We start from the raw sequence: 16,935 nt of genomic DNA, 5'->3' as shown, positions 1-16,935 counted from the left end.
TGACGGCATGTCTGTCGAGTCGTTGTTTCCCCGCCTGGAAGCGCTTCTGCCCAAGGTGCAGAAGCCGATCCAGTATGTCGGAGGTGAGCTCAACTCGACCGTCAAGGACTGGGACGAGACCACGGTGCGCTGGGCTCTGATGTACCCGGACGCCTACGAGGTGGGCCTGCCCAACCAGGGCGTGCAGATCCTCTACGAGATCCTCAACGAGATGCCCGGGACGCTGGCCGAGCGGACCTACGCGGTCTGGCCCGACCTTGAGGCGCTCATGCGTTCCGAGGGTGTTCCCCAGTTCACGGTCGACGCTCACCGGCCGGTGCGGGCGTTCGATGTGTTCGGGCTGTCGTTCTCGACCGAGCTCGGTTACACCAACATGCTCACCGCGCTGGACCTGGCTGGTATCCCGCTGGAGGCCGCGGACCGGGGTGACGACGATCCGATCGTCCTCGCGGGCGGTCACGCCGCCTTCAACCCCGAGCCGGTCGCCGACTTCCTCGACGCCGCGGTTCTGGGCGACGGGGAGCAGATCGCCATCGCGATCACCGAGGTCATCCGCGAGTGGAAGGCCGAGGGCTCGCCCGGCGGGCGCGACGAGCTGCTGATGCGGCTGGCCGAGTCCGGCGGGGTCTACGTGCCCAAGTTCTACGACGTCGCCTATCACGCCGACGGCCGGATCCAGCGTGTCGCGCCCAACCGGTCGGGCGTGCCGTGGCGGGTCCACAAGCACACCGTCATGGATCTGGACGAGTGGCCCTATCCGAAGAAGCCGCTGGTCCCGCTGGCCGAGACCGTGCACGAGCGGTTCAGCGTGGAGATCTTCCGCGGCTGCACCCGCGGCTGCCGGTTCTGCCAGGCCGGGATGATCACCAGGCCGGTCCGGGAGCGCTCGATCACCACGATCGGCGACATGGTCGAGGCGGGCGTCAAGGCGTCCGGGTTCAACGAGGTCGGCCTGTTGTCGCTCTCGTCGGCCGACCACTCCGAGATCGGCGAGGTCGCCAAGGGCCTGGCCGACCGCTACGAGGGCACCAACACCTCGTTGTCACTGCCCTCGACCCGGGTCGACGCCTTCAACATCGACCTGGCCAACGAGTTCTCCCGCAACGGCCGCCGGTCGGGTCTGACGTTCGCCCCGGAGGGCGGCTCCGAGCGGATGCGCAAGGTGATCAACAAGATGGTCACCGAGGAAGACCTCATCCGGACCGTCACCACCGCCTACACCCAGGGCTGGCGGCAGGTGAAGCTCTACTTCATGTGCGGTCTGCCCACCGAGGAGGACGCCGACGTCCTCGGCATCGCCGACCTGGCCAAGAAGGTCATCAAGGCGGGCCGTGAGGCCACCGGGTCGCGTGACGTCCGCTGCACGGTCTCCATCGGCGGGTTCGTGCCCAAGCCGCACACCCCGTTCCAGTGGGCGGCCCAGGCCGACCACGAGACCGTGGACCGCAGGCTCAAGGCGTTGAAGGACGCCCTGCGCGGCGACAGGGAGTACGGCCGGGCCATCGGCCTGCGCTATCACGACGGCAAGCCCTCGATCGTGGAGGGCATGCTCTCCCGGGGCGACCGCCGGGTGGGCAAGGTCATCCGCGCGGTGTGGGAGGGCGGCGGCCGGTTCGACGGCTGGAGCGAGCACTTCTCCTACCAGCGCTGGATGGAGGCGGCGGCCAAGTCCGGCGTCGATGTCGACTGGTACACCACGCGCGAGCGCGAGGAGAACGAGGTCCTGCCCTGGGACCACCTCGACGCCGGCCTCGACCGCGAGTGGCTCTGGCAGGACTGGCAGGACGCCGTCAACGATGTCGAGGTCGAGGACTGCCGCTGGACGCCGTGCTACGACTGCGGCGTCTGCCCCACCATGGGTACCGAGATCCAGATCGGGCCCACGGGGAAGAAGCTGCTGCCACTGACGGTTGTCTGAGATAGGCCGTGCGTGAGCACGGCCTATCCTGAACTGACGACCACGACTTGGGAAGGACGACACCACCCTGAAACCCGCTCCCGATGGGCCTCCGCCCGCGCCCGTGGTGCAGCGCCTGCGTGTTCGCTACGCCAAGCGCGGCCGCCTGCGTTTCACCAGCCACCGTGACATCTCCCGGGCCGTGGAACGCGCGGTCCGGCGCGCCGACGTGCCGGTGGCGTTCAGCGCGGGCTTCTCACCCCACCCCAGGATCTCCTATGTGGGCGCGGCCGCACCCACCGGAGTCGCCAGCGAGGCCGAATACCTCGAGATCGGCGTGACGCGAGAGTGTGATCCCGACCGGTTCCGTGCCGCGCTGGACACCTCCCTCCCACACGGTCTCGACGTGCTCGACGTCGTCGAGGCGGGCGCCGGCAGCCTGGCCGACCGGCTGGAGTGCTCGGCGTGGGAGATCCGGCTGCCGGAGGCCGACGCCGCCCTCGCCGGGGTGGCGGTCGAGCGGTTCATCACCACCGAGCGGGTCGAAGTGGAGCGCCTCACCAAAAAGGGGCCGCGCCGCTTCGATGCGCGAGAGGCGGTGCTGAGCCTCGAGGTTATTGAGGGAACTGAGACAACAGCAGGTCAGGCGTCCAGTCAGCCATGTGTCATACTTCGCATGGTTGTACGGCACGCAACTCCTGCCGTTCGACCCGACGACGTTCTTACTGGATTGCGTCTTGTGGCTGACTTCGCGCCGCCGGTGCCCCCCGAGGTGACCAGGCTGGCGCAGGGCCCGCTGGACGTGCGCACCGGTAAGCCCGCCGATCCGTTCGACCTGGACCGCGACAGTACGCGCGGCGGCGAAACGGAACCGGTGGGCCAGTACGTCGGCGGCGACCTATAGGACTTGGCGCCGGGCTCAGGCCCGGCGTACAGCGAGAGACGAGAGCTCCCGCGCGGCGCGGAGACGCGCCCGGGAGCTGACGGGAGAGCGCCCGCATGCTCGACAACGAGCCCAACGTCGGGGCCAATGGCCCCGATGGGGACATGACGGAGAAGACAGAGCCGACGCGCCGTCGGCGGGTCGCCAGCCGGCCCGCCGGGCCTCCGCCGGAGGACCCAGAGCCCGCCCCACAGGTGGTGGCGGCCGTGGAACAGCCCTCCGCGCCGGTGGCGACGGAGCCTGAGACCCCGGTGGTGACCGCGGAGCCCGAGGCTCCCGCGGTGACCGCCGAACCTGAGCCCGCGACGGCTCAGCCCGAGCCCGAGACGGCTCAGGAGACGGCGCCCAAGCGCGCCACCCGGCGCAAGGCGGCCACGACGGCCTCCACGGCGCCGGCCACGACGCCCGCCCGGCGCAGCCGCGCCAAGAAGGCGGCTCCCGAGCCGGTCGCCGAGGAGGCTCCCGAGCCGGTCGTGGAGACCGCTCCCGAGCCGGTGGCGGAGGAGGCCCCCGCGCCGGTGAAGCGCAGCCGTACCCGCAGGAAGGCCGTCCAGCAGGACGTGCCGGCCGAGCCGGAGCCGGTGGCCGACATAAGCGAGGCCGAGGCCGAGGAGGTCGCGGCGTCGCTGCTGCTCGCGATGCCCGCCGACGAGGCGCTGGACGACGAGCCCGCCGGTGAGGACGTCGTCGAGGAACGGCCGGGGCTGTTCGTCGACCCGTTCGGACTGGCCGCCCAGGAGCGTGCCGAGGTCCCCTCGGTGACCTTCCAGGCGCCCGCCGCGGTGTTCCAGCCGCTGTTCCAGGCCCCTGACCCGCACCGGGCCGAGCAGCCCGCGGCCCGCACCGCCCCCGCGCAGCAGCAGCCCGCCCCGGTGCAGCAGCCCGAGCCGGAGCCCGCCGAGGTCGAGGCCGAGACCGCCGAAGAGCCCGAGGACGACGACACCGAGGGCGACGACGAGGCCGGTGGCCGTCGCCGTCGCCGCCGCAGGGGCGGCCGCGGCCGGGGCAAGACCCGCGAGCTGGACGAGTCCGAGGACGACGACTCCGACCAGTCCGAGGACGCGACGGCGCCCGAGGCCGAGCAGGACGAGGACGAGGCCGGCGGTTCGCGCCGTCGCCGCCGCCGTCGCCGCAGGGGCACCGAGGAGGCCGGCGAGGTCCAGGACGACCCGCCGAACACCGTGGTGCGCATCCGCGCGCCCCGCGCCGGACGCAGCACCTCGGTGGACGAGGTGCAGAGCGTGCGCGGGTCGACCCGCCTGGAGGCCAAGAAGCAGCGCCGCCGTGAGGGGCGTGAGCTCGGCCGGAGGCGTCCGCCGATCATCACCGAGTCGGAGTTCCTGGCCCGCCGGGAGTCCGTCGAGCGCGTGATGGTGGTCCGCCGCACCGGCGGCCGGACCCAGATCGCGGTGATGGAGGACGGCGTCCTCGTCGAGCACTACGTCAACCGCGAGGCGAGCCAGTCCTACGTGGGCAACGTCTACCTCGGCAAGGTGCAGAACGTCCTGCCGAGCATGGAGGCGGCGTTCGTCGACATCGGCAAGGGCCGCAACGCGGTGCTGTACGCCGGTGAGGTCAACTTCGACACCGCGGGGCTGGAGGGTCAGCCCAAGCGGATCGAGGTGGCGCTGAAGTCCGGCCAGTCGGTGCTGGTCCAGGTCACCAAGGACCCGATCGGGCACAAGGGCGCGCGGCTCACCTCGCAGATCAGCCTCCCCGGCCGTTACCTGGTCTACGTGCCCGACGGCTCGATGACCGGTATCAGCCGCAAGCTCCCCGACAAGGAGCGCACCCGTCTCAAGAGCATCCTGAAGAAGGTGATGCCGGAGAACGCCGGGGTCATCGTCCGTACGGCCGCCGAGGGCGCGTCGGAGGAGGAGCTCGGCCGTGACGTGGCCAGGCTGTCGGCCCAGTGGGAGAACATCCAGCGCAAGGCCAAGTCGGCCAGCGCGCCGGAGCTGCTGTCCTCCGAGCCGGACCTGACCGTCCGGGTGGTCCGCGACGTCTTCAACGAGGACTTCACCTCGCTGGTCGTGGCGGGCGACGACGTGTGGGAGACGGTTGACGAATACGTCCGCTATGTCGCCCCGCACCTGGCCGACCGGCTCTCCCGGTGGGAGGACGGCGCCGACGTCTTCGCCGCCTACCGGATCGACGAGCAGATCGCCAAGGCGATGGAGCGCAAGGTCTGGCTGCCCAGCGGAGGCTCGCTGGTGATCGACCGGACCGAGGCCATGACCGTGGTCGACGTCAACACCGGCAAGTTCACCGGCCAGGGCGGAAACCTCGAGGAGACCGTCACCCGCAACAACCTGGAGGCGGCCGAGGAGATCGTCCGCCAGCTCAGGCTGCGGGACATCGGCGGCATCATCGTCATCGACTTCATCGACATGGTGCTGGAGAACAACCGGGACCTGGTGCTGCGGCGGCTGCTGGAGTGCCTGGCCCGCGACCGGACCAAGCACCAGGTCGCCGAGGTCACCTCCCTCGGTCTGGTGCAGATGACCCGCAAGCGGGTCGGACAGGGCCTCCTGGAGGCCTTCTCCACCGTCTGCGAGTGCTGCAACGGCCGCGGCCTGCACGTCTCGACCGAGCCGGTCGAGAGCAAGCCCGAGCCGCGCGGCACCCAGGGCAAGATGGCCGTGGAGAAGGCCGTCGCGGACAAGCTCGGCAAGGACGCCGGCCACGCTGTCGCGGCCGGTGACCAGTCCGGCCGTGATACGGTGACCGATGCGCTTGATGACGTCCCAGCAGAGGACGCACAGGGCATACAGGCTTCCGGCCGGGGGCGGCGACGCTCCCGCAAGGCCAAGTCGGCCGATTAGGTCGGCAACCAAGTAAGGCCATGTCGGCCGTCAGGCCGGCAACCTCCGACGTTCCGCCCGGTTCGCTCAGGACACCGGTAATCCGGTACCCTGGTGAACCGGTGCGCTCATGGCGCGCCCTGTTCGCGCGCCTACCCGGTTCGTCGGTCAAACCAGTGACCATAGCCGGATGCGGGGCGCAGCATCCAGCGAGCAAGTAGTCAGAAGAAGGGTTCCGCGGTGTACGCGATCGTTCGTTGCGGCGGCAGGCAGCAGAAGGTCTCCGTCGGTGACGTCCTCGAGGTGGACAAGGTCGCCGGCGAGGTCGGTTCCACGGTTTCGCTGCCGACGGTGCTCGTCGTCAACGATGGCGACGTGACCACCGAGACGGGCAAGTTCCTGGTCGCCGCCGAGATTCTCGGTGAGACCAAGGGTCCGAAGATCCGGATCCTGAAGTACAAGAACAAGAGCGGCTACAAGAAGCGCCAGGGTCACCGCCAGCGTTACACGCAGGTGAAGATCACCGGCATCAACCAGGCCTGAGTTTCGGGAGTTTTGCGAGATGGCACACAAGAAGGGCGCGTCGTCCACTCGGAACGGCCGTGACTCCAACGCCCAGCGGCTCGGTGTGAAGCGCTTCGGCGGTCAGCTGGTCAACGCCGGCGAGATCATCGTCCGTCAGCGTGGCACCCACTTCCACCCGGGCGACAACGTCGGACGCGGTGGCGATGACACGCTGTTCGCGCTGGCCGCCGGTCACGTGCAGTTCGGTGTCAAGCGCGGTCGCCGCGCGGTGAGCATCGTCCCGGTCGCGGAGTAGATCCGCACCGACAGACGTTAACGGCAGGGGTGGATCGCATACAGCGGTCCACCCCTGTTGGTGTTGTAAGCGGGTATGCCCGCAGATGGGGTAGGAGGGCAGACATGCCGGACTTTGTGGACCAGGTGGTCCTGCACATCAAGGCCGGTGACGGGGGACATGGCTGCGCCTCTGTGCATCGGGAGAAGTTCAAGCCGCTGGGCGGCCCCGACGGAGGCAACGGCGGCCGCGGCGGCGACGTGATCCTGGAGGTCGACCCCAACACCGCCACGCTGCTGGAGTACCACCGCCGCCCGCACCGCAAGGCCGACAACGGCCGGCAGGGCTCGGGCGCCAACCGCGACGGCGCCAACGGCGGCGACATCATCCTCGCGGTGCCCGACGGCACCGTGGTCAAGGACGCCGTCAGCGGTGAGGTCCTGATCGACCTGGTCGGCGCCGGCACCCGCTACGTGCTCGCCGAGGGCGGCCACGGCGGGCTCGGCAACGCGGCCCTGGCCTCGGCCAAGCGCAAGGCCCCCGGCTTCGCGCTGCTCGGCGAGCCCGGCGACGAGCTCGACGTGATGCTGGAGATGAAGAGCGTCGCGGACGTGGCGCTGGTGGGCTTCCCGAGCGCGGGCAAGTCCTCCCTCATCGCCGCCCTCTCCGCGGCCCGGCCGAAGATCGCCGACTACCCGTTCACCACCCTGGTGCCCAACCTCGGCGTGGTGACCGCGGGCGACACCATCTTCACCGTCGCCGACGTGCCCGGCCTCATCCCGGGCGCATCGGAGGGCAAGGGGCTGGGACACGAGTTCCTGCGCCACGTCGAGCGGTGCAACACGCTCGTCCACGTGATCGACTGCGCCACCATGGAGCCCGGCCGCGACCCGATCAGCGACTACGAGGCCATCGAGGCCGAGCTGAAGGCGTACGGCAAGCTGGAGGACCGTCCCCGTCTGGCGGTGCTCAACAAGGCTGACGTGCCCGACGCCCGCGAGCTGGCCGACATCGTCCGGCCGATGCTGGAGGAGCGGGGCCTGCGGGTCTTCTCGATCTCCGCGGCCACCCACGAGGGCCTCAAGGAACTGACCTACGCCATGGGTGAGATGGTCGCCGCCGCCCGGGCCGCCGCGCCCGTGGTCGAGCCGACCCGCCTGGTCATCAAGCCCAAGCAGCTCGGCGACACCGGCTTCACCGTGCGCAGGGTCGACGACAACACCTTCCAGGTCACCGGGGTCAAGCCGGAGCGGTGGATCCGCCAGACCGACTTCACCAACGACGAGGCCGTCGGCTACCTGGCCGACCGGCTGGAGCGGCTCGGTGTCGAGGAGGAGCTCACCAAGGCCGGGGCCACGGCCGGGGCCGAGGTGATCATCGGTTCCATGGAGAACGGCTACATCTTCGACTGGCAGCCGACGCTCAACGCGGAGGCCGTCCACCAGGGGCCGCGCGGCACGGACAACCGGCTCGGATAACCTGCTCTCCCCTGCAAGCCCCTGCGAAATCATGGCTCCCGCGAAAGGTGCGTGTCGTGGACTCTGTGCGTGTCATGGACTCTGTGCGCGATCGGATCCGTACGGCCTCACGTCTGGTCGTGAAGGTGGGTTCGTCCTCGCTCACCACCGCGCAGGGGATGATCGACGTCGACCGGGTGGACGCTCTGGTCGACGTGCTCGCCGCCCGGCGCGGGACCGGCACGCAGATCGTGCTGGTCTCCTCCGGCGCGATCGCGGCCGGCCTCGGCCCGCTGGGCCTGTCCAGCCGGCCGCGTGACCTCGCCACCCAGCAGGCCGCCGCCTCGGTCGGCCAGGGGGTGCTGGTCGCCCGATACACCTCCTCCTTCGCCCGGTACGGCCTGCGCGTGGGCCAGGTGCTGCTGACCGCCGACGACATGATGCGCCGCTCGCACCACGTCAACGCCCAGCGCACGCTGGGCCGGCTGCTGGAGCTGGGCATCGTCCCGGTGGTCAACGAGAACGACACCGTGGCCACCGACGAGATCCGCTTCGGTGACAACGACCGGCTCGCCGCCCTGGTGGCGCACCTGACCCGTGCCGACGCGCTGGTGCTCCTGTCCGACGTGGACGCCCTCTACGACGGCGATCCCCGCCGTCCCGGCGCCCGCAGGCTCGGCGACGTGCGCGGCCCGGAGGACCTGGTGGGGGTCGAGCTCGGCAAGGGCGGCGCGGTCGGCACCGGCGGAATGGTCACCAAGGTGCAGGCGGCCAGGATCGCCACCGGAGCCGGCGTGCCCGTGGTCCTGACCGCCGCCGCGCACGCCGCCCAGGCCCTCGCGGGTGTCGACATCGGCACCTGCTTCCATCCGGACGGCCGCCACCCCGGCACCCGCCTGCTCTGGCTGGCCCACGCCACCACCGGCCGCGGGCGGCTCCACCTGGATCCCGGTGCGGTCGAGGCCGTGGTGGGCCGCCGCAAGTCGCTGCTGCCCGCCGGGGTCACCGCTGTGGAGGGGGACTTCGCCGCCGGGGACCCGGTGGACCTGTGCGGACCGCTGGGCCGGGTGGTCGCCCGGGGACTGGTCAACTTCGACGCGGTGGAGATCCCCGGTCTGCTCGGCCGTTCCACCCGCGAGCTGGCCACCAGCCTCGGTCCGGAATATGAACGCGAGCTGATCCACCGTGACGACATCGTCATACTGGAGTCCCACCACTAGTTCCATGGGAGCGCGAGATGTCCGAGGACTTCCTGAAGGTAGCCCTGGCGGCTAAAGAGGCCGCCGCCGAGCTGGCCCCGCTGCCGCGGGCACCGAAGGACGCCGCGCTCCGCGTGATCGCCGACGCGCTGGTGTCCCGGGCCGCCGAGATCGTCGCGGCCAACGCGCTCGACGTGGAGAGGGCCCGGGAGGGCGGCCTCTCCGAATACATGATCGACCGGCTCCGGCTCGACGTGGCCCGGGTCGAGGCCGTCGCGGAGGCGGTCCGACAGGTCGCCGACCTGCCCGACCCGGTGGGTGAGGTGATCAGGGGCAACACGCTGCCCAACGGGCTGGAGCTGCGCCAGCTCCGGGTGCCGCTCGGTGTGATCGGCATCATCTACGAGGGCCGTCCCAACGTGACCGTGGACGCCGCCGCGCTCTGCCTGAAGAGCGGCAACGCCACCCTGCTGCGCGGCTCCTCCAGCGCCTACGAGTCGAACACGGTCCTCGTCAGGATCATGCAGGACGCGCTGGCGGGCACCGAGGTCCCGGCGGGAGCCGTGCAACTGGTCCCCGGCCTGACCCGTGACTCGGTCAAGGAGCTCATGCGGGCCCGCGGGCTGGTGGACGTGCTGATCCCGCGCGGCGGGGCCTCGCTGATCAACTCGGTGGTGGAGGAGTCGACGGTCCCGGTCATCGAGACCGGCGTGGGCAACTGCCACGTCTACGTCGACGCCGACGCCGACCAGGACCTGGCGGTCGAGATCCTGCTCAACTCCAAGGTGCAGCGCCCCTCGGTGTGCAACGCCGCGGAGACGTTCCTGGTCCACGCGGCCGTGGCCGACACCTTCGTGCCGCGCGCGCTGGCCGCGCTGGCCGCGGAGGGCGTGACGGTGCACGGCGACGACCGGATCGCGGCCTACGGTGACGTGGTGCCGGCCGGCGAGGAGGACTTCAGCGTCGAGTATCTCTCGCTGGACATCGCCGCCGCCGTGGTCGATTCGCTGGAGGATGCGGTCGCGCACATCAGGAAGTACGGCTCGGGCCACACCGACGCGATCGTCACCCGCTCCGTCAGCGCGTCCCGCAGGTTCGTCGCCCTGGTCGACTCCGCGGCCGTGGCGGTCAACGCCTCGACCAGGTTCACCGACGGCGGCGAGTTCGGCTTCGGCGCGGAGATCGGCATCTCCACCCAGAAGCTGCACGCGCGCGGCCCCATGGGCCTGCCCGAGCTGACCTCCACCAAGTGGGTCTACACCGGCGAGGGGCATCTGCGCACCGGCGCGGGCACGGTCATCGCCTCGTGCGCGGCCGGCGCCGAGTAGGAGACGGGCCGGAGGGTCACCCGGGAAACCCGGGAACGGGTGGTCGTCTCCGACGCCCCGGCACTCCGCCTGCGGGCCGCGGGAGGGCATTCCCGTGCGAGACCACCGGCGCCGACGTCCGCTACCCGCTGGAGCAGGCCAACCACCGGCTGCGCGAGCCGCTGGTCCCCGAGGTCGTGCTCGGCGTCTACGCCGGCCTGCGCCCGCTGGTGGACCGGCCCGACCGGCAGAAGACCCAGGCGATCAGCCGCGAGCACGTGGTCAGGGAGGTCGCGGTCCGAGGGCGGCCGCCTGGGCGGGGGCGTTGGTGAGGCCGGTGCTCCGGCGTTTCGCCGGCGGCCTGGTCCAGCGCCCCTGTCGTCACTCAATGTAGTGGCGTGTCGCTCCATGTAATCGCGACTGCTTGTGGTTTGACTGGACTTCATGGAAATCGTAGTTGCGTTCCTGTTTGTCGTCCTGGTGTTGTCCGGTCTCGACCGGATGATGCTGTGGCTGGAGCGCCGGGGACATGTGAACTGGCGGCGCACCGCCCGCCGGAACCTCTCGGCCGAGCCCACGGCCGAGCTGGACAGCCTGCTGATGAACTCGGCGCACGAGCCCGCGCACCAGACATGAGACGGCTCCTGTACGACCTGGCCGCGCTGATCGCGCGGTTGGTCCTCGGCGTGGTCTTCATCGCCCACGGATGGCAGAAGCTCAGCAGCGGGGGCATCGACGCCACGACCGCCGGGTTCGCCACGATGGGTGTTCCCATGCCCCGCGTGGCCGCGACGTTCGCCATACTCGTCGAGCTCGGCGGGGGAATCCTGCTCCTCCTGGGCCTGCTGACCCCGCTCGTCGGTTTCCTGATCGCCGTGGACATGCTCGGCGCGTTCATCTTCGCGCACATGGGCAAGGGCGTTTTCGTGTCGGAGGGGGGGTTCGAGCTGGTGGGGGCCCTGGGCTCGGCCGCGCTGCTGCTGGCCGCCGGGGGAGCGGGCCGGTTCAGCCTGGACCACCTGATCTTCGGCCGCCGCAGGGATCGCCTCCGGGAGACCGAGCACCCTCCGGCGTACGTCCCGCCGATCGCGGCCGAGCCCCTGCCGCGGATCTCGCCGGCCACGGAGCGCCCGCAGCCGCCGCAACAGCCGCCCACGGAGCGACCGCAGCCACCGCCTACGGCGGAGCAACCGCAGCCGCCGGCCACGGAGCGGCCAGGACCGCCGGCCCCACCGTCCGGCCCCCGTACCGAGCCACCGGACGCCGAGCCCCCGCCACGCTGATCTTCCAGCGGGTACGGCGCGCCTCCGGACATTCGTCACACCTGCCCGCTATGGTGTTGTCTCCTATGGCTGGAGGGCAGGGAAGCGCGCGGAAGCGGGCGACCCGATAGGCACAGCGGTCTTGGACCCATGTGGCCGATGCAGGAGGTCACGTGGGTCGTCCCGGGCGCGTCGGCCCCTACACGCTGGCGGAACGCCTTGGCCGGGGTGGCATGGGCGAGGTCTACCGCGCCACCAACCGCCGGGGCGAGAGCGTCGCGCTCAAGATGCTCCACGAGATCGTCGACGCCGACTCGGAGGCCAGAATACGACTCGAGCGCGAGGTCCGCGCCCTCCGCCGGGTCGAGAGCCCCTACGTCGCCCGTGTCGTCGACGCCGACCTCGCCTGCGAGCGGCCCTATCTGGTCATGGAGCACATCGAGGGAGACACCCTCCTCGATCGGGTACGGCGCAGCGGCCCGCTCAAGGGGAGCAGCCTGGTCACCCTCGCCCAGGGCCTGGCCGCCGCACTGTCGATCATCCACGCGGCGGGGGTCGTCCACCGCGACCTCAAGCCCGCCAACGTGCTCGTCAACGCCGAGGACGAGCCCGTCCTGATCGACTTCGGCATCGCCCAGGTCCTGGACGCCACCCGGCTCACCCTGACCGGCACCTTCCTCGGCACCCCGAGCTACGCCGCCCCGGAGCTGTTCGTGGACGAGCCCGTGGGCGAGCCCGCCGACGTGCACGCCTGGGCGGCCACGGTGGCCTTCGCCGCGACCGGACGCCCCACCTTCGGTCGGGGCACGGTCGAGTCACAGATGTACGCCATCCTCAACGGCCAGGCCGACCTCGCGGGCATCCCCGCGGCGCTGCTCCCCCTGATCCGGGCCGCCCTCCACCGCGAGGCGGCGAAACGCCCCACCGCGGCCCTTCTCGCCGCCCGTCTGGCCCGTCTCGCCCGTGTCACCTCGCCCGAGCGTGCGCCGTCGAAGGCGGTCAGGCAGGGCGGGGAGAAGACCGGCGTCATCCCGCCGAGGAAGCCGGAGCCGCGGGTCAGGTCCGGGGCCAAGGCGGAGGAACCCGTGCGGAGCGGCCGGGCGGCACCCCGGGCGGGCGAGTCCGATCGCGGGGCACGGCCGGCCGCGGGCGGGGAGGGGACTCCGCGCGCGGGCCGTCCGGCCGCCGTCACCGGCGAGCCGTCGCGGACGGGCCGACCGGCCGCCGGAGCGGACGGGGCCGCACGTGCCGCCCGTCCGGTCGCGGGCGGGGACGGAGCGACCCGTGGCGGGCGTCCGCCCTCCGGGGCGGGCGAGACATCCCGGGGGGGCCGGACGGCGTCCGGGGGGACGGGAGGCAAACCCGTCCGGGGGACGCGCAAGGGACGGCAGGCGGACGGCGCGCAGGGCTCGGAGGGCGCGACCGGCGGCAGGGCGGGGCCGTTGCCCGCGGGGAACGGCGCGCTGCTCCTGCTGGCCGTGCTGGCCGTACCGTGCGTGGTGGCCACGGTGATCTGGCCGCTGGCCACCTTCGCCGTCACCGGGCTCTTCGCCGTCCTGGCCCGCACGATCTGGGCCGGGCGCTGGCTGGTCAGGAAGCGCAAGTCGGCCAGGGTCCGGGGCGTCCTGCGGGTCGTGGGCTTCCCGCCGACGTTCGTGGTGTCGCTGGTGACCGCGCTGGCCTGGCCGGGGCTGCCCGCCGCGGCCCTCGCGGGCCTCGTGCTGTGGCTGGTCCTCGGCGCCTCGCTGCCGCCGGAGTGGTGGCTGCGCCCCGCTCCCGTCGCGGTCGCCGGCATCGTGTTCGGCGTGGTCTGCGGGGGGATCATCGGCCGCGAGGTCGAGCGGATCAGCTCCGTGATCCCCGAACTCCGCAAGGAGGGCCTGCGGGCGCTGGCCGTACTGGGCGGGTTCGTCGCCGTGTGCGCGGCGGCCGTGCGGGCGATCGCCCTGCTGGTCTGAGGGCGGGGGTTCCCCGCCGGTGGACCGGTGGTCTCCGTCGGCGGATCCGCGGGTGGGGGGGCGGGACGGATCTGCTGGCAGGAAGGTCCAGAAGATGGGCTTCTGGACCTTTTCCCGGGTTCCGCCTAGTTGCCGTCGCGGCGGGAGAAGCGGTTGAAGATGCGCTCTCCGGCGTTGACCGCGCCCTCGGCCACGTCACGCAGGACGCCGATGAAGGGGTCCTGGGACTGCGACCAGGACTCGCGGTAGGAGCGGGCGGCGGCCTTGATCTCTTCGGAGATCCTGGCGTTGGAGTCGTCGGCCCGGCGGGGGTATTCGCCGCCGATGATCGTTTCGTACTCGCCGCCGCGGCGCCACTTGTCCAGCTCGGCGACCCGGGAGACCGCGAAGGGGTGGGTGGTGCCGAGCAGGTTGAGGACCTTGAGCAGGCCGTCACGGACGTCGCCCGCCGTGTCGTACTCGCGTGCCTGGTCGAGGAACGCCTCGATGTTCATCTCGTGCAGGCGCGATCCGCCGGCGAGCTTCATCAACGCGCGCAGCGCGGCGTCGGTGTCCTGGCCGCAGAGCAGGCCGCCACGGTCGGCGGAGAGCTCGGACTTGCGGTGCCACTCCTCCAGGCCGGCGACGATCGCGCGCAGGCCGATGTAGCCGAGCGGGATCCAGGCGACCCGGGTGGCCAGGCGGGTGAGGATGTCCAGCATGGTGCGGTAGACCGCGTGGCCGGAGAGGATGTGCGCGGTCTCGTGGCCGATGACGAAGCGCTGCTCCTCCTCGTCCATCAGGTCGAGCAGGCCGGTGCTGACGACGATGAACGGGTCGTCGAAGCCGATCGCCTTGGCCTGGACCAGCGGGCTCTGCTGGACGTAGACCTCGGGGATGCGGTGAAGGTCGAGTGTGTAGGCGGCGTCACGGCCCATGTCGTGCAGCGCGCGGAACTGGGTGTCGCTGGTGCGTACGGCCGAGGCGAGGTAGATCAGGCGCAGGCGGCGCTCGCTGACCAGTCCGGACATCTGCTTGAGCACCGTGTCGAACCCGCTGAGCGAGCGCAGAGCGACCAGCGCGGACCGGTCAGCGGGATGTTCGTAGGCACGCGAGCTGATTCCGGGAAGCTGCACGCGGTTGCGATCCGGGGTGGTGGTCATGTCCGGCATGCTACGTCGGAGGCGCCTGGCACGCGCGGGGGGTGACTAAAAGCCGTGCATGGCTTACGCGTATGGTCCGTTGCATGATGAACGCGCCTACCGGCCAGGGGAAGCGACGTCTGGGCGTCATGGGCGGCACCTTCGACCCGATCCACCATGGTCACCTGGTCGCCGCCAGCGAGGTCGCCCACCACTTCGACCTCGACGAGGTGGTCTTCGTCCCGACCGGGCGTCCATGGCAGAAGGCCGACAAGACGGTCTCCGCACCTGAGGACCGCTATCTGATGACGGTCATCGCGACCGCCTCCAACCCGAGATTCTCGGTGAGCCGGGTGGACATCGACCGTCCCGGCCCGACCTTCACCATCGACACGCTGCGGGAGATCGCCGCCGCCTGGGGCCCGGACGTCGAGCTGTACTTCATCACCGGAGCCGACGCCCTCGCCCAGATCCTGAGCTGGCGTGACGTCGAGGAGCTGTTCACCATCGCCCACTTCGTCGGCGCCACCCGGCCCGGCCACATCCTGCACGACCCGGGGCTGCCGAAGGGAAAGGTCAGCCTGGTGGAGATCCCGGCGCTGTCCATCTCGTCCTCGGAGTGCCGGGAGCGGGTCGCCTCGGGACAGCCCATCTGGTATCTCGTGCCGGACGGTATCGTTCAATACATCAACAAGCGTGGTCTCTACCGCTACGTGAGCCCCTGATCGGACCGCCGACTCGTCTGCGGCACGGAATCGGGTGCACACGACAGGCGTTGTACCTATGGCGTCTCTTCAACGAGCGCCCGATCGGGCACCCTGATAGGTGACAGCGCCGACTACAGGAGGACTAACCGACACCGTGACCGCAACCGACAGATCCGTCCAGCTCGTGAGGCTCGCCGCCGAGGCCGCGGCAGACAAGCTGGCCGATGACATCCTCGCCTACGACGTGAGCGAGCAGCTCGTCATCACCGACGCGTTCCTGCTCTGCTCCGCCACCAACGACCGTCAGGTCCGTGCCATCGTCGACGAAATCGAAGACCGGCTGCGGATCGAGGCCGACGCCAAGCCCGTCCGCCGTGAAGGCGAGCGTGAGGGCCGCTGGGTTCTCCTGGACTACATCGACATCGTCGTCCATGTCCAGCACGAGGAGGACCGCACCTTCTACGCGCTCGAGCGCCTGTGGAAGGACTGCCCCTCCATCGCCCTGCCGGACAGCGTGCGGCAGGCAGCCGCCCAGCGAGCCCGCGAGGCGGTAACTGAGTGAGTCGCCGTGTCGTCTGTCTGAGGCATGGCCAGACGCTCTGGAACGCCGAACACCGTTTCCAGGGCCACAGCGACATACCGCTGGACGAGACCGGCGTGGCGCAGGCGGCCCGCGCCGCCTCGTTGCTCGCCTCCCTCCGCCCCGACATGATCGTCTCTTCGGACCTTCAGCGGGCCCTGACCACCGCCTCGGCACTGGGCCGGGTCACCGGCCTGGACGTGGCCGTGGACAAGGACCTGCGCGAGCGTGGCGGGGGCGAGTGGGAGGGGCTCACCCGCGATGAGATCTTCGCCGGCTGGCCCCGTGAGTACGCCGCCTGGAACGCCCCCGGCGGCGAGGAGGTCGCCGACGTCGCGGAAAGGGTGTCGGCGTCGATCCGCCGCTGGGCGGCCGAGCTCGACTCCGACGGCCTGCTGGTGATCGCCTCCCACGGGGCGGCGATCCGGCTCGGCGTCTCCAGGCTGCTGGGTCTGCCGCCGGAGCTCTGGTCCGCCCTCGGCGGCCTGGGCAACTGCTCGTGGTCGGTGCTGGAGGAGGGGCGCAAGGGCTGGCGCCTGCTCGAGCACAACGCGGGAACCCTGCCCGAGCCGATCCAGAGCGACGACAGTCCCGAGGTCACGCAAGACTGATCCGTGGTACGGCTTGCGCCCGAAAATGGCGGGCGCGAGCCGTACGGCCGTCGATTAGGTGAACGTACGGGTCTCCCTATATGCTTCCGAAGCGCCGCAACGAGAGCACTCGGAGCGGTGACCAGGGGCTATGGCGCAGCTGGTAGCGCGCCTCCATGGCATGGAGGAGGTCTGGGGTTCGAATCCCCATAGCTCCACAGCATCAGCCGCCCTCGACCGGTGTGAAAGCGCCGGTCGAGGGCGGCTTTCGTCGTTCCGGCCACCGGCCGGTGCCCGCCGCGCGGGATGAC

The 16,935-nt window shown here is 70.9% G+C and carries 16 protein-coding genes and 1 tRNA gene; 16 read left to right on the top strand and 1 reads right to left on the bottom strand.

Translation table 11 applies throughout. The features are described 5' to 3' along the window. Window positions 1–7 precede the first annotated feature (7 nt). The 12 genes from SROS_RS35060 (at window position 8) to SROS_RS35005 (ending at window position 13,626) form a co-directional block, all read left to right on the top strand. Window positions 8–1,918 (top strand): TIGR03960 family B12-binding radical SAM protein, encoded by a 1,911-nt coding sequence (locus tag SROS_RS35060; protein WP_012893691.1) that lies wholly within the window; start codon window positions 8–10, stop codon window positions 1,916–1,918. 103 nt (window positions 1,919–2,021) lie between these two features. Further along, window positions 2,022–2,801, top strand: a complete 780-nt coding sequence (locus SROS_RS35055; protein ID WP_012893690.1) for a TIGR03936 family radical SAM-associated protein — start codon at window positions 2,022–2,024, stop codon at window positions 2,799–2,801. Between the two features lie 95 nt (window positions 2,802–2,896). Further along, on the top strand, window positions 2,897–5,665 hold the full coding sequence (locus SROS_RS35050) for a ribonuclease E/G (protein ID WP_012893689.1): 2,769 nt from the start codon (window positions 2,897–2,899) through the stop codon (window positions 5,663–5,665). Between the two features lie 219 nt (window positions 5,666–5,884). Continuing rightward, entirely contained in the window at window positions 5,885–6,187 is a 303-nt protein-coding gene (gene rplU, locus SROS_RS35045) for a 50S ribosomal protein L21 (protein WP_012893688.1), read from the top strand. A gap of 19 nt (window positions 6,188–6,206) precedes the next feature. Then, window positions 6,207–6,464: a 50S ribosomal protein L27 gene (rpmA, locus tag SROS_RS35040; RefSeq protein WP_012893687.1), complete on the top strand. Its 258-nt coding sequence runs from the start codon at window positions 6,207–6,209 to the stop codon at window positions 6,462–6,464. Window positions 6,465–6,568: 104 nt separating this feature from the next. Continuing rightward, window positions 6,569–7,921 (top strand): GTPase ObgE, encoded by a 1,353-nt coding sequence (obgE, locus tag SROS_RS35035; RefSeq protein WP_012893686.1) that lies wholly within the window; start codon window positions 6,569–6,571, stop codon window positions 7,919–7,921. Between the two features lie 74 nt (window positions 7,922–7,995). Further along, window positions 7,996–9,120, top strand: a complete 1,125-nt coding sequence (gene proB, locus SROS_RS35030) for a glutamate 5-kinase (protein ID WP_012893685.1) — start codon at window positions 7,996–7,998, stop codon at window positions 9,118–9,120. Between the two features lie 17 nt (window positions 9,121–9,137). After that, a complete protein-coding gene (locus SROS_RS35025) occupies window positions 9,138–10,427 on the top strand; it encodes a glutamate-5-semialdehyde dehydrogenase (RefSeq protein WP_012893684.1) in 1,290 nt (429 codons plus the stop codon). Next, window positions 10,406–10,738: a hypothetical protein gene (locus SROS_RS50210; protein ID WP_148269297.1), complete on the top strand. Its 333-nt coding sequence runs from the start codon at window positions 10,406–10,408 to the stop codon at window positions 10,736–10,738. The genes SROS_RS35025 and SROS_RS50210 overlap by 22 nt, the downstream gene beginning before the upstream one ends. Window positions 10,739–10,850: 112 nt before the next feature. Next, window positions 10,851–11,042 (top strand): hypothetical protein, encoded by a 192-nt coding sequence (locus tag SROS_RS35015; RefSeq protein ID WP_012893683.1) that lies wholly within the window; start codon window positions 10,851–10,853, stop codon window positions 11,040–11,042. Beyond that, window positions 11,039–11,689 carry a DoxX family protein gene (locus SROS_RS52430; RefSeq protein WP_012893682.1) on the top strand — a complete coding sequence of 217 codons (651 nt, stop codon included), beginning with the start codon at window positions 11,039–11,041 and terminating at the stop codon, window positions 11,687–11,689. Before SROS_RS35015 ends, SROS_RS52430 begins: the two co-directional genes overlap by 4 nt. Window positions 11,690–11,841: 152 nt before the next feature. Further along, window positions 11,842–13,626 (top strand): serine/threonine-protein kinase, encoded by a 1,785-nt coding sequence (locus SROS_RS35005; RefSeq protein ID WP_012893681.1) that lies wholly within the window; start codon window positions 11,842–11,844, stop codon window positions 13,624–13,626. A gap of 125 nt (window positions 13,627–13,751) precedes the next feature. On the opposite strand, the gene SROS_RS35000 is transcribed toward SROS_RS35005, so the two are convergent. Then, entirely contained in the window at window positions 13,752–14,777 is a 1,026-nt protein-coding gene (locus SROS_RS35000; protein ID WP_012893680.1) for a M48 family metallopeptidase, read from the bottom strand. A gap of 74 nt (window positions 14,778–14,851) precedes the next feature. On the opposite strand from SROS_RS35000, the gene nadD reads away from it, so the two are divergent. The 4 genes from nadD (at window position 14,852) to SROS_RS34980 (ending at window position 16,842) form a co-directional block, all read left to right on the top strand. Then, window positions 14,852–15,472, top strand: a complete 621-nt coding sequence (gene nadD / locus SROS_RS34995; RefSeq protein WP_012893679.1) for a nicotinate-nucleotide adenylyltransferase — start codon at window positions 14,852–14,854, stop codon at window positions 15,470–15,472. Window positions 15,473–15,608: 136 nt separating this feature from the next. Next, window positions 15,609–16,016: a ribosome silencing factor gene (rsfS, locus tag SROS_RS34990; RefSeq protein WP_012893678.1), complete on the top strand. Its 408-nt coding sequence runs from the start codon at window positions 15,609–15,611 to the stop codon at window positions 16,014–16,016. Continuing rightward, window positions 16,013–16,645 carry a histidine phosphatase family protein gene (locus SROS_RS34985; RefSeq protein WP_012893677.1) on the top strand — a complete coding sequence of 211 codons (633 nt, stop codon included), beginning with the start codon at window positions 16,013–16,015 and terminating at the stop codon, window positions 16,643–16,645. The genes rsfS and SROS_RS34985 overlap by 4 nt, the downstream gene beginning before the upstream one ends. A gap of 124 nt (window positions 16,646–16,769) precedes the next feature. Beyond that, window positions 16,770–16,842: transfer RNA gene (locus SROS_RS34980), tRNA-Ala, on the top strand. The last annotated feature ends 93 nt before the right edge of the window (window positions 16,843–16,935 follow it).

The sequence above is a fragment of the Streptosporangium roseum DSM 43021 genome, assembly GCF_000024865.1.
Taxonomy (GTDB): Bacteria; Actinomycetota; Actinomycetes; order Streptosporangiales; family Streptosporangiaceae; genus Streptosporangium; species Streptosporangium roseum.
This window is presented reverse-complemented; position numbering and strand designations above follow the sequence as displayed.